Source organism: Mesorhizobium sp. M7A.F.Ca.AU.002.02.1.1 (assembly GCF_003998535.1).
In the GTDB taxonomy this organism is placed as follows: domain Bacteria; phylum Pseudomonadota; class Alphaproteobacteria; order Rhizobiales; family Rhizobiaceae; genus Mesorhizobium; species Mesorhizobium ciceri.
Genome location: NZ_RZPB01000101.1, coordinates 1 through 12,427 on the forward strand (window position 1 = coordinate 1; position 12,427 = coordinate 12,427).

The following is a 12,427-nucleotide window of genomic DNA, read 5'->3' on the forward strand; positions in this document are numbered from 1 at the left end:
ATTTTGAGTTCCTCACTCTGTTGGTTCGACTCTGCGGTCGTTTTTCTTGTTTCTTGTTAGGAGAATAATGACCGCAAGGGAAAGCGGTAAGCAAGACCGAATGCGACATGCCGTGGCGTAAATCGTACGTCGCAATTGGACCAATGAAATCGGCATTCAAAGAAACGCGCGCGGCACCTTCTCCTCGAAATTGCGCTCGAAGACGAGGGTTTCGTCCTCATAGGCCTCGATTCTGGCGCTGACGCTGAAGTTTTGCCCGTCCGATCGCATTTCGGCTGTCGTTTCGGTGCGTACTGACCATCCGTTTCGCGACAGGGTCTGCGTCCAGTGCGTCTTCCCCGAGGCCGACAGCGGATCGTCGGGATGGATCGTCCAGGTCTCGCGGGCGATGCTGCCATTGGCGAGGCCATGGGCGAGATCGCGCACCTCGCCGAAATCGTCAACAATGGAAAGCGTCACCATTCCGGTCTTCTCATCACGATCGACATGACGCTCTGAATTGGCGGCGCGGATCGTCTCTGTTGCCCAGGGGGTGGCACCTTCCGGCTCGGCGAACGTTACTTCGTCGCCTGTCGCCAGCGGCCGCAGCGGCAAATTGAGCGTCGCCGTCGACAAGGTGAGCTGGACCGGCTCCGGCGACGGCCAGATGGCAGGCCAATAGGCGTTCGAAACGGCAACACGCAGCCGGTGGCCGGCCGGCACACGATAGGCGCATTGATCGAGCACGACGCGCACCGAGACGGTTTCGCCCGGCACCAGCGCCTCGGGGAATTCGTGCGAATTGCGGTGCGTCAGATTGAGCACGCCATAGGAGATCAACTCCGAGGCGCCGTCGGGATGCACATCGCAAAGCCGGACCGCGATGTTGGCCTGCGGACGATCAGAGGACAGCCGCAGCTCGACCTCCGGCGCTCCGACGATGTCGATCGGCTCGCTGAGTTCCGGCTGGTCGAAACACACCGACAGCGCATCGTCGGGGCGCTGGTCGCCGGGCAGTTCGGGACCGAAGGTGAAGGGAAAATACTCGCCGCCGGCCAGGCCGCAGCTTTGCGGAGAGGCGATGATGGCGGGTTTTTCCGTTGAGGAGATCAGATCGAGCGTTTGCATCTTGATGGTTGGCGAGGGCCATTCCTGCTCCGCCACCCAACGGCCGGGACGCTCGGGGTGCCAGCGCGCCGGACGCACGCTGTCCATGACATAGGCGCGGTAGGCCGGGTCGGCCTCGACGCCGGTGTCGACACCCTTCAGCCAGCGGTCCCACCAGCGCAAGGCCTCCTGCAGGAAGCCGATGGCAGGCTTGGGCCCGGCGTAGTGCGGGTATTTGTGGATCCATGGCCCGACGATGCCCTTGACCGGGGCTTGGATGTTGGTCGCCAGATGCGAGACGGTGTTGCGGTAGCCGTCATGCCAGCCGCCGATCGACAGCACGGCGGCTTTGACGGCGGAAAAATCCTCGCAGATCGAGCCGCGCTTCCAGTAGGCATCACGGTGCTGGTGTTTCAGCCACAGCGGCGCCAGGAAGGATTGGTTCTCCAGCCGGGTCAGCCACAGATCGCGCCACCGGTTGTCGCCGGCCAAAAGCGGATCCGGCGGCCGCGACGAGTAGGACAGCATGGTCGAGGCCCAGCCGAAATTCTCGATCAGCAGGCAGCCGCCCTTGTAGTGGATGTCGTCGGCATAGCGGTCGACGGTCGAGCACAGGCTGATCACCGCTTTCAGCGCCGGCGGCCGCTTGGCCGCCACCTGCAGGCAGTTGAAGCCGCCCCAGGAAATGCCCATCATGCCGACATTGCCGTTGCACCAGGGCTGGCTTGCCGCCCAGGCGATGACGTCGCAGGCGTCCTGCAATTCCTGCTCGGAATATTCGTCGTCCATCAGCCCTTCGGAATCGCCATTGCCGCGCATGTCGACGCGGATCGAGGCATAGCCGTGGCCGGCGAAATAAGGATGCGTCAGCTGATCGCGAAAGATGGTGCCGTCGCGCTTGCGGTAGGGCAGATGCTCTAGGATGACAGGCACCGGATCGTCGCCCGCATCCTCCGGCATCCACACCCGCGCCGACAGGCGGCAGCCATCCGGCATGACGATGCCCATGTCCGGGAATTCGACGATTTTGCGGGCAAATTCGGTGACGGTTTTCATGGCATGCTCCAGGATCGCCAGATGATGGAGCCTGCCGTGCCGCGTCGTGGGCCAGCCAACGAATTCGGCTGGTCAATCCGCGTCAGTTCAGCGGGATATCGTTATCGTCCTTGTTCGCCTGATAGATGTTGGACAATTCATCGTAGCGCGCCGAAATCGCGCCGATACGGGTCTCCAGCCGTCGCCGCTCTGCCTCGGGCAACGCTCGCACCAGCCTGCGGATAGAAAAGCTCTTCCAGTAGGCATTCTCGGCATTGTAGCCGCCGGGATCGAGGGTGAAGACCTCTTTCAGGATCTTCAGGTCGTGCGGGATGGCGAAGCTGTCGCGCGAATCCTCGTGGCTGAACAGATAGTAGAAATTATCGAAGCCGGTCCAGGTGATCGCCGACAGGCACAGCGAGCAGGGTTCGTGCGTGGCGATGAAGATGGCGTCTTTCGTATCGACGCGCTCAGCCCTGGGCATTTCGTAGAAACGCTTCAGGCAGTGGACCTCGCCATGCCAGAGCGGGTTTTCCATCTCGTTGTTGGTTTCAGCCAGCACCAGCGAACGGTCGTCCTTGCGCAGGATCGCCGCGCCGAACAGCTTGTTGCCATAGGTAACGCCGTCGGCCGTCTTCGGCACGATGTCGTGCTCGATCACATCGAGCAGGCGGTCGATCAGTGAAATATCGGTCACAGGAGGCTCTCGTTGGGCAAGTGGATCTCGTAGGCGTGCGAGAAATGGAACTCTTCGAGATTGGAGCCATCGCCGCCACGGTCGACGATCAGGAAGTCCTGAGCCTCGCCGAGCGGCGTCAGCACGCCATGCCAGAGATTGCGCCGGTAATTGATGCCTTGTCCGGGTGCGGTGATGAAGGCATGCGGCTCGCCCGGCCCCTGCTCCCCGTCATGGCAGACGACGACCAGGAAGGGGCGCGGCGAGAGCGGGATGAAGGCCTGGCTGCCGAAGGGATGGCGCTCGACCATGCTCAATTTCAGGGGCAATTCGTAGGGCGTGCCGCGCACCATCGAGATCAGCACGCGGGCGTTCGGACCGGTTGCTTCGGCGGTAGCCAGATCATGATAGCGCTCGGCCCTGCCGCCATTGATCGGGTAGTGGTTGTCGCCGCCCATGTCGATGACATCGCCGAAGGGGGCAAAGCCCTCGCGGGTCAGCGGCCGCGCGACGATACGGGTCACAGCGCGCGCCTTGCGATGCCGGCGCCGCCGAGCTTGGCGTGCCGGTTGACGTCCTTGTAGAGCAGATAGCGGAATTTACCCGGGCCACCGGCATAGCAGGCCTGCGGGCAGAAGGCGCGCAGCCACATATAGTCGCCGGCCTCGACCTCGACCCAGTCCTGGTTGAGGCGGTAGACGGCCTTACCCTCCAGCACATAGAGACCGTGCTCCATGACATGGGTCTCGGCGAAGGGAATGACCGCGCCGGGTTCCAGCGTGACAATGGTCATGTGCATGTCGTGGCGCAAATCTGCCGGATCGACGAACCGCGTCGTCGCCCAGCGGCCTTCGGTGCCGGGCATCGGCGTTGGCGCGATCTCCTGCTCATTGGTGAAGAAGGCTTCCGGCACATCGAGACCGTCGACCACCTCGTAAGCCTTGCGAATCCAGTGGAAGCGCACGGCGGCCCTGCTTTCGTTGCGAACCGTCCAGCCGCTGGCCGGCGGCAGGAAGGCAAAGCCGCCGGGCCGCAACACATGCGTCTTGCCGGCAAGCAGAACCGTCAGTTCGCCTTCGACCACGAACAGAGCGCCTTCGGCGCCGGCATCGGGTTCCGGCCGATCGCTGCCGCCGCCGGGCGCGACCTCGACAATGTATTGCGAGAACGTCTCGGCAAAACCCGATAGCGGTCGCGACAAGATCCAGACGCGGGTTTCGTCCCAGAACGGCAACGCACTGGTGACGATGTCCTGCATCACACCCCGGGGAATGACGGCATAGGCCTCAGTGAAGACGGCGCGGCCGGTCAGAAGCTCGTTCTGGCCGGAATGACCGCCATGTGGCGCGTAATAGGTTCGCTCGGGCATCCTGATCGTATCCATGGTTTCAAACCTATTGCGGAAGCATGTCCTTGAGGCGGAGCAGCGCGATGCGCTCGACCTGTTTGCAGGCGGTCTCGAATTCGACGCCGCGGCTGTTGCCGATGCGCGCCTCGAACTCCGCCAGGATTTCCCCCTTCGTCTTTCCCTTCACCGCGATGATGAAAGGGAAGCCGAAGGTGGTGACGTAGGCGGCGTTGAGCTTGGAAAACAGTTCGCGCTCCTTGTCGGTCAGCGCGTCGAGGCCGGCCGAGGCCTGTTCCCTGGTCGATTCCGCCGTCAGCCGTTTGGCCTTGGCCAGTTTGCCGGCAAGGTCGGGATGGGCGTTGAGCACCGAAAGCCGCTCGGTTTCGCTGGCGGAGCGGAAGATACGGCAAAGCGCATTGTGCAGGCCGCCCGAAGTGTCATGCGCCGGGCCTAGTTCCAGTTCGTAGGCGCGTTCGGCGATCCAGGGCGAATGCTCGAACACGCCGCCGAAAGTGTGGACGAAGGTCTCGAATTCCATCTTCGATGGGCGGAGTGCCGCCGGTTGATAAGGATTGACCTCTTGCCAGTGCTTGGCGATGTCGATGCGCCTCGCCAGCCAGACCTTGTCGTGCGACTTCACATAGTCGACGAAGCGCTTCAGCGCCGCCACCCGGCCCGGCCGCCCGACGAGGCGGCAGTGCAGGCCGATGTTCATCATGCGTGGCCGGCCGGCCTTGCCCTCGGCATAGAGCGTATCGAAGCTGTCCTTCAAATAGGCAAAGAACTGGTCGCCCGAGTTGAAACCTTGCGGCGTGGCGAACCGCATGTCGTTGGCGTCGAGCGTATAGGGGATGATGAGCTGCGCGCCGCCCTCATGCTCGAACCAGTACGGCAGCTCGTCGTCATAGGTGTCCGACACATAGTCGAAGCCGCCTTCTTCCGCCACAATCCGCACCGTGTTGATCGATGTGCGACCCGTATACCAGCCGGTCGGGCGCGCGCCGGTCACTTCGTAGTGCAGCTTGATCGCCGCCTCGAGGTCGCGGCGCTCATCCTCGGCGCTGTGGTCGCGGTAGTCGATCCATCTTAAGCCGTGCGAAGCGATCTCCCAGCCGGCGTCCTGCATGGCCGCTACCTGATCCGGCGAACGGGCGAGCGCTGTGGCGACGCCGTAGCAGGTGATCGGCACTTGCGACTCGGTGAACAGCCGGAGCAGCCGCCAGAAGCCGGCGCGGGCGCCGTATTCGTAGATGGATTCCATGTTCCAGTGGCGTTGACCCACCCAGGGTGCCGCGCCGACGATTTCCGACAGGAAGGCTTCGGACGCCTTGTCGCCATGCAACACGCAGTTTTCGCCGCCTTCCTCGTAATTGACGACGAACTGCACGGCGACATGTGCACCGCCAGGCCATTTCGGGTCCGGCGGATTGGCTCCGTAGCCACGCATGTCTCTGCTGTAACGCATCGTCCCTCCCGCCGGGCACGGCCCGAAGTATGATCAGAATATCGAAAGGGTGCTTCTCGCATTCCCCCGAAAATTTTTGAAAGTGTTTTTGTCGCACTCCGCTCGACCGGGACTTATGCATCGCCTTTAATTGGCGCACAATTCACTGTTGATACTTGACCGTACCGGGCCAATTCGCTCGTACCGGAAATGGGAGGCGGCCAATGGCAGAAACGTCGAAAGCCGACGGCGGGCGTCTGACGACCCATGTCCTCGACACGGCGACCGGCAAGCCGGCGGCGGGACTGTCGATCGCGCTCTATCACCTCGAGGGCAAGGCGCGGACACATCTGAAGACCGTTCTCACCAATGCCGACGGCCGTTGCGACAAGCCGCTGCTCGCCGGCGCGGAATTCCGCACCGGCGAATACGAACTGGTCTTCGCCGCCGGCGACTATTTGCGCCAGCAGGGGTTGAGCCTGCCGAAACCGGCCTTTCTCGATGTGATACCGATCCGCTTCGGCATGGCCGAGCCTGTGCATTATCATGTGCCACTGCTGGTCTCGCCCTACGGTTACTCGACCTACAGGGGGAGCTGAGGCATGACCAAAATTAGCATCCGCAACGAAATCCGCTTCATTCTCAATGGCAGGGATGTGGCGCTTTCGTCGGTGGCACCCGACGCGACCTTGCTCGACTGGCTGCGGCTCGACCGTTCGCTGCGCGGCACCAAGGAAGGGTGTGCCGAGGGAGACTGCGGTGCCTGCACCGTGCTGGTCGGCAAGCTGTCGGAGGGCGGCTTGGTCTATGAAAGCGTCAATGCCTGCATCCGCTTCCTCGGCTCGCTCGACGGCACACACGTCGTAACGGTCGAGCATCTGCGTGGCGGGCCAGGCCAGTTGCATCCGGTGCAGCAGGCGATGGTCGATTTCCACGGCTCGCAATGCGGCTTCTGCACGCCCGGCTTCGTCATGTCGCTCTATGGCTTGTGGATGAAGTCGCCTGATCCCTCGAACGCGGATGTCGAAAAAGCTTTGCAAGGCAATCTCTGCCGCTGCACCGGCTATGAGGCGATCATGCGCGCCGCGCATGCCATCTCCAGCTACGGCAAGGCGGCAAAGGACCCGCTGGCCACGGAACGCAAGGCGATCACCGCGAGGCTCGAGGCCATGCGTGACGGCGCCCGGGTCGAGATCGGAACCGGCAAGGCGCGGCTGGTCGTGCCGGCCGATGTCGACGATTTCGCCGCCGTGCTGGACAAGGAACCCGGCGCTACCATCGTGGCCGGCTCGACCGATGTCGGCCTGTGGGTGACCAAGCACATGCGCGATATTTCACCGGCCATTTTCATCGGCGATCTCGACGGGCTTTGCACCATCTCGGAAGACAAGGGCGTCATTTCGATCGGCGCCGGCGTCACCTACACTGACGCCTTCGCGACATTGGCGAAGCGCATCCCGGCGTTGGGGCCATTGTTCGATCGCATCGGCGGCGAACAGGTGCGCAACATGGGCACCATCGGCGGCAACATCGCCAACGGCTCGCCGATCGGAGATACGCCACCGCCATTGATCGCGCTTGGCGCAAGTCTCACCTTGCGCAAGGGCAAGAAGCAGCGGACGATCCCGTTGGAAACCTTCTTCATCGCCTACGGCAAACAGGATCGGCAGCCGGGTGAATTCGTCGAGGCCGTGCATGTGTCGGTGCCGGCCAAGGAAACGAAGTTTGCCGTCTACAAGATCACCAAGCGTCGCGACGAGGACATTACCGCGGCCCTTGGCGCGTTTTTCCTGAATCTGGCCAAGGACGGCACGGTGGCGGAGGTGCGCATCGCCTATGGCGGCATGGCGGCGACGCCGAAGCGGGCGTCTTCCGTCGAAAAAGCGCTGTTCGGCAAGCCATGGACCGAACAGACGGTTGAAGCGGCGATGGCCGAATATGCCAGGGATTTCACCCCGCTGACCGACATGCGGGCCTCGGCCGAATATCGCGCCCTGGCAGCGAAAAACCTGCTGCTGCGCTTTTTTGCCGAGAGCAGCGGCACCAGAGAGCCGGTCCAGGTTTCAAGGCACGAGGCGGCATGATGAACAAGCACGCTGCCCCCAACCTCAAGGCTGAAAAGATCGCTGGCGGCGTCGCCACCGATCAGCGCCACGATTCCGCGCACAAACATGTCAGCGGTACCGCCGTCTACATCGACGACATGCCGGAACCATCAGGCACGCTGCATGGCTGCCTAGGGCTTTCCGGTGCCACGCATGCCACCATCACCAGCATGGATCTCTCGGCGGTGCGTACAGCGCCCGGCGTTGTCGACGTGCTGACGGCCAGTGACGTGCCGGGCGAAAACGACATTTCGCCGACCGGCCGCCACGACGAGCCGGTGCTTGCCGACGGCAAGGTGCAATTCTACGGCCAGCCTATCTTCTGCGTTATTGCGCAAACTCGCGAGCAGGCGCGCCGCGCCACAAGATTGGCAAAGGTCGAATACAAGGAATTGCCTTTCGTCACCGACATCGGCGCGCTCGATCCGAAGAAGGACAAGCTCGTCACGCCGCCTCTCACTCTGAAGCGCGGCGATGCCGCTACGGCGATCCGTCAGGCGCCGCGCCGGCTAAAGGGAAGAATGCGCATCGGCGGCCAGGAACACTTCTACCTCGAAGGCCATATCGCCATGGCCGTTCCTGGCGAGGATCAGGACGTCACCATCTATTCCTCGACCCAGCATCCAAGCGAAGTCCAGCACATGGTCAGCCATGCGCTCGGCGTGCCGAGCAATGCCGTCACGGTGGAAATCCGCCGCATGGGAGGCGGCTTCGGCGGCAAGGAAACGCAGGGAAATCAGTTTGCCGCATTGGCCGCGATCGCCGCGAAGAAGCACCACCGCGCCGTGAAGATCCGGCCCGACCGCGACGACGACATGATCGCCACCGGAAAGCGTCATGATTTCCTCGTCGATTACGAGGTCGGCTTCGATGACGAGGGCAACATCCTCGGCGTCGATTTCATGTTCGCGGCGCGCTGCGGTTTTTCGTCGGACCTTTCCGGCCCGGTAACCGATCGCGCGCTGTTCCATTGCGACAACACTTATTTCTGGCCGGCTGTGCATGCGCAGTCGGCGCCGCTCTACACCAACACCGTGTCGAACACCGCCTTTCGTGGTTTCGGCGGCCCGCAAGGCATGGTCGGCGCCGAGCGCGTCATCGACGAGGTGGCCTTTGCCGTCGGCAAGGATCCGCTCGAAATCCGCAAGAAGAATTTCTACGGCACCAGTAGCGAGGGGGGCCGCAACATCACGCCCTACCACCAGACGGTCGAGGATAACATCATCCAGCGCATCGTCGCCGAGCTTGAGCAAAGCGCGAGCTATGCGCGGCGGCGGCGTGAAATATCGGCCTTCAATGCCAACAGCCGTTTCATCAAGCGGGGCCTGGCTCTGACGCCGGTCAAGTTCGGCATCTCGTTCACCGCCACGCATTACAATCAGGCCGGCGCGCTGGTGCATGTCTACACCGACGGTTCGGTGCACCTGAACCATGGCGGAACCGAGATGGGGCAGGGCCTCTACGTCAAGGTGGCGCAGGTGGTGGCGGAAGAGTTCCAGATCGATCTCGACCAGGTGAAGATCACCGCGACAACGACTGGCAAGGTGCCGAACACTTCGGCTACGGCAGCGTCGTCCGGCTCCGACCTCAACGGCATGGCGGCGCAGAATGGCGCGCGCCAGATCAAGGATCGGCTGACCGATTTCGCCGCCGAAAAATATCAGGTGCCGCGTGATCAGGTGCTGTTCCTGCCCAACCGGGTGCGTATCGGCAACCAGGAAATCGCCTTCGCCGACCTCGTCAAGCAGGCCTATATGGCCCGCATCCAGCTGTCGGCGGCTGGTTTCTACAAGACGCCGAAAATCCACTGGAACCGCGACAAGGGCGAGGGCCGCCCCTTCTATTATTTCGCCTATGGCGCCTCGTGCTCGGAAGTCTCGGTCGACACGCTGACCGGCGAATACATGGTCGAGCGTACCGATATTCTCCATGACTGTGGCCGCTCGCTGAACCGGGCGATCGATATCGGCCAGATCGAAGGCGGCTTCATCCAGGGCATGGGCTGGCTGACGACGGAAGAACTGTGGTGGGACGCCAAGGGCCGGCTGCGCACGCATGCACCGTCGACCTACAAGATCCCGCTCGCCTCCGACCGGCCGAAGATCTTCAATGTCACCTTGGCCGACTGGCCGGAAGCCGGCGAGCCAACCATCCACCGCTCCAAGGCGGTCGGCGAGCCGCCGTTCCCGCTCGGCATGTCGGTGCTGCATGCGCTATCGGACGCGGTGGCCAGTGTCGCCGACAACAGGATCTGCCCGCGCCTCGATGCTCCGGCGACCCCGGAGCGGGTTCTGATGGCGATCGAGCGGCTGAAGAAAGAGGCCGGCGCCTGAATCCGGCCCCAGGGTCGGCAATGCGTGCAATCCGGGCCGAAAAAACCTATATTTCCCATTCGGGAACGTGAACCATGAACTCGAAAGTGCAAAGCCTGAAAGCCTTTCTCGCCAGCGCCGGTCGGGTTGCCGTGGTCGAAGTGGCCGGAACAAAAGGCTCGACGCCACGCGAGAAGGGCGCCTTCATGCTCGTCTCGCCGACGGCGATCTTTGGCACCATCGGCGGCGGTCAGCTCGAATATATGGCGATCGACAAGGCCAGGCAGATGTTGGGCAAAGAAGCCCGCATCGAGGTTGACGAAGTCTGCGCCACCCTAGACGTCCCGCTGGGTCCCGAGATCGGCCAATGCTGCGGCGGGCGCGTCGAAGTCTTGATCCGGCTCGTCGATGCTGCGCTTGCCGGCGACCTGGTTGCGGCCGCCGAAGCCGAAGAGGCGCACCTGCCGTACGTCTACATCTTCGGTGGCGGCCATGTCGGCCAGGCGCTGGCATCGGCGATCGCACTTCTTCCCGTGCACGGCGTCGTCATCGAGACGCGGGCCGAAGCACTGGAAGGCATGCCCGAAACCATCGAGACACGGCTGACAGCTATGCCGGAAGCGATGGTGCGGAATGCCCCCGCCGGCGCCGCCTTCGCCATCCTGACCCACGATCATGCGCTGGATTTCCTGATCGTCGCGGAAGCGCTGAAACGCGGTGACACCGCCTATGTCGGCATGATCAGCTCGAAGACGAAGAAAGCGACGTTCAGGACCTGGTTCCTGAAATCGGCGGACGGCAGCCAGGCCGAGTTTGCCCGCCTCGTCTCGCCAATTGGCGGCGACACCGTCAAGGACAAGCGCCCTCAGGTCATCGCGGCGCTGGCTGCGGCCGAGATCATGACGGCGTTGGTCAATCACAACGCAGCCTTAAATGCCGACCATCAAATTCCGCATGGCAAGGTGATGGCAAGCTAAGCTGCGCCGCAGCTAAACCGGCCGTTTCAAACCCAGATGGTCGCGCAGCGTGCGGCCCTGGTATTCCGTCCGGAACAGTCCGCGCCGCTGCAACTCCGGCACGACGAGCGTGGCAAAGGCATCGAGTTCCCCGGGGAAATATGAGGGCATGACGTTGAAACCGTCGGCCGCGCTACCCTCGAACCGCGCCTGCAGTTCGTCGGCGACTTGGGCCGCTGTGCCGACGATGCGCCAATGGCCCCGCGCGCCGGCAAAATGCCGGGCGAGCTGGCGGATGGAGAGGCCGTCGCGGCGCGATTGCTCGATGACCAGCGCTTGCCTGCTCTTCATCCCCTCGCTCTCCGGCAGTTCCGGCAGTGGCCCATCGATCGGATAGCGCCACAGATCGGAGATGCTGAGATAGCTGGACAGCAGCGCCACGCCGACATCGTCGGGGATCAGCTCCTGCAATTCCTCGTATTTTTCACGGGCCTCCGCTTCGGTCTCCGCCACCACCGGTGCGACGCCCGGCATGATCTTGATGTCGTCCGGCTCGCGCCCATAGGCCGCCAGACGTCCTTTGAGATCGTCATAGAAGGCCTTGGCTTCCTCGAAGGTCTGCGCCGCCGTGAACACCACATCGGCGGTGCGGGCGGCAAGGTCGCGGCCGACATCCGAGGCGCCGGCCTGAACCATCACCGGCGCGCCCTGCGGCGAGCGCGGCAGGTCGAGCGGATCGCGAACCGAAAAGCTCTGGCCGTTATGGCCGGAAGCCTTGCCGTGCCACAGGCCGGTCACCACCTCGGCGAACTCGCGCGCCCGTTCGTAGCGGTCGGCATGGGGCTTGAGGCCCGTCGCGCCGAAATTGGCTGCTTCGATGGGGCTGGCCGAGGTGACCAGATTCCAGCCGGCCCGGCCGCCGCTCAGATGGTCGATCGACAGGAAGGTTCGTGCCAGCCCATAGGGCTCGTTGTAGCTTGTCGACGCTGTCGAGACGAGGCCGATGCGGCTGGTCTGGACGGCGAGCGCCGAGAGCAGGCTGATCGGCTCGAAACCGATCGAGCGCGACGTCTGGCTGGCAATGCCGATATTGGCTTCACGCAGGCCGGCGGCGTCCTCGCAGAACACCATGTCGAACTTCGCCGCCTCCGCCGTGCGCGCCAGCTGGATGTAATGATCGATGTCTATGCCGGCGGTGACGTGCGCCTTGGGGTGGCGCCAGGCGGCGATGTGATGACCTGTCGCCCACAGAAAGGCGCCGAGCTTCATCTGGCGGGCAGTCATTGGTCACCTCCGCCGGCAAGCCCGAGATGCGAGCGCAACGTTTTTCCGCGATAGTTCTCTCGAAACAAGCCACGCCGCCGCAGCGCCGGCAAGACCAGATCGACGAAATCGTCGAGCGCAGAAAGCTGTGCCGGCATCAGGATGTTGAACCCGTCGCAGCCTCTCGCCCGGAATTCCTTTT

Annotated in this window: 10 protein-coding genes and 1 pseudogene; 4 read left to right on the forward strand and 7 right to left on the reverse strand. The window is 63.2% G+C overall.

The genetic code is table 11. The annotated features are described in order from the left end of the window. Positions 1-156: 156 nt before the first annotated feature. From EN879_RS09240 to puuE, 5 genes are all read right to left on the reverse strand, one after another. Entirely contained in the window at positions 157-2,142 is a 1,986-nt protein-coding gene (locus tag EN879_RS09240) for a CocE/NonD family hydrolase (protein WP_063169820.1), read from the reverse strand. Between the two features lie 82 nt (positions 2,143-2,224). Then, positions 2,225-2,818 (reverse strand): nucleoside deaminase, encoded by a 594-nt coding sequence (locus tag EN879_RS09245; protein WP_013528246.1) that lies wholly within the window; start codon positions 2,816-2,818, stop codon positions 2,225-2,227. Further along, positions 2,815-3,321, reverse strand: a complete 507-nt coding sequence (locus tag EN879_RS09250) for an ureidoglycolate lyase (RefSeq protein WP_013528245.1) — start codon at positions 3,319-3,321, stop codon at positions 2,815-2,817. Before EN879_RS09250 ends, EN879_RS09245 begins: the two co-directional genes overlap by 4 nt. Next, a complete protein-coding gene (locus tag EN879_RS09255; RefSeq protein ID WP_024501939.1) occupies positions 3,318-4,181 on the reverse strand; it encodes a bifunctional allantoicase/(S)-ureidoglycine aminohydrolase in 864 nt (287 codons plus the stop codon). Before EN879_RS09255 ends, EN879_RS09250 begins: the two co-directional genes overlap by 4 nt. Before the next feature lie 10 nt (positions 4,182-4,191). Continuing rightward, complete coding sequence (gene puuE / locus EN879_RS09260) at positions 4,192-5,610, reverse strand: allantoinase PuuE (RefSeq protein ID WP_063169821.1); 1,419 nt, start codon at positions 5,608-5,610, stop codon at positions 4,192-4,194. Positions 5,611-5,813: 203 nt separating this feature from the next. On the opposite strand from puuE, the gene uraH reads away from it, so the two are divergent. The 4 genes from uraH (at position 5,814) to xdhC (ending at position 10,983) form a co-directional block, all read left to right on the forward strand. Then, complete coding sequence (gene uraH / locus EN879_RS09265; RefSeq protein WP_013528242.1) at positions 5,814-6,188, forward strand: hydroxyisourate hydrolase; 375 nt, start codon at positions 5,814-5,816, stop codon at positions 6,186-6,188. A 3-nt stretch (positions 6,189-6,191) separates the two neighbouring features. Next, positions 6,192-7,673, forward strand: coding sequence for a xanthine dehydrogenase small subunit (xdhA, locus tag EN879_RS09270; protein WP_063169822.1), 1,482 nt, complete (start codon positions 6,192-6,194; stop codon positions 7,671-7,673). Continuing rightward, the gene (gene xdhB, locus EN879_RS09275) at positions 7,673-10,027 is read left to right on the forward strand and encodes a xanthine dehydrogenase molybdopterin binding subunit (protein ID WP_063169823.1); all 2,355 of its coding nucleotides are present in this window, start codon (positions 7,673-7,675) and stop codon (positions 10,025-10,027) included. Before xdhA ends, xdhB begins: the two co-directional genes overlap by 1 nt. A 74-nt stretch (positions 10,028-10,101) precedes the next feature. Further along, positions 10,102-10,983 carry a xanthine dehydrogenase accessory protein XdhC gene (gene xdhC / locus EN879_RS09280; RefSeq protein ID WP_127274019.1) on the forward strand — a complete coding sequence of 294 codons (882 nt, stop codon included), beginning with the start codon at positions 10,102-10,104 and terminating at the stop codon, positions 10,981-10,983. Between the two features lie 12 nt (positions 10,984-10,995). Here xdhC and EN879_RS09285 read toward each other — a convergent pair whose 3' ends face one another. Further along, entirely contained in the window at positions 10,996-12,246 is a 1,251-nt protein-coding gene (locus tag EN879_RS09285; RefSeq protein ID WP_063169825.1) for an LLM class flavin-dependent oxidoreductase, read from the reverse strand. After that, positions 12,243-12,427, reverse strand: a pseudogene (locus EN879_RS39810) (nitrilotriacetate monooxygenase); the annotation flags it as partial. The gene EN879_RS09285 and the pseudogene EN879_RS39810, both read right to left, overlap by 4 nt.

Coding starts and splice junctions, on each gene's coding strand:
- puuE (WP_063169821.1), bottom strand. CDS start 5,610: ATGCGTTACAGCAGAGACATGCGTGGCTACGGAGCCAATCCGCCGGAC.
- xdhA (WP_063169822.1), top strand. CDS start 6,192: ATGACCAAAATTAGCATCCGCAACGAAATCCGCTTCATTCTCAATGGC.
- uraH (WP_013528242.1), top strand. CDS start 5,814: ATGGCAGAAACGTCGAAAGCCGACGGCGGGCGTCTGACGACCCATGTC.
- EN879_RS09255 (WP_024501939.1), bottom strand. CDS start 4,181: ATGGATACGATCAGGATGCCCGAGCGAACCTATTACGCGCCACATGGC.
- xdhB (WP_063169823.1), top strand. CDS start 7,673: ATGAACAAGCACGCTGCCCCCAACCTCAAGGCTGAAAAGATCGCTGGC.
- EN879_RS09285 (WP_063169825.1), bottom strand. CDS start 12,246: ATGACTGCCCGCCAGATGAAGCTCGGCGCCTTTCTGTGGGCGACAGGT.
- xdhC (WP_127274019.1), top strand. CDS start 10,102: ATGAACTCGAAAGTGCAAAGCCTGAAAGCCTTTCTCGCCAGCGCCGGT.
- EN879_RS09240 (WP_063169820.1), bottom strand. CDS start 2,142: ATGAAAACCGTCACCGAATTTGCCCGCAAAATCGTCGAATTCCCGGAC.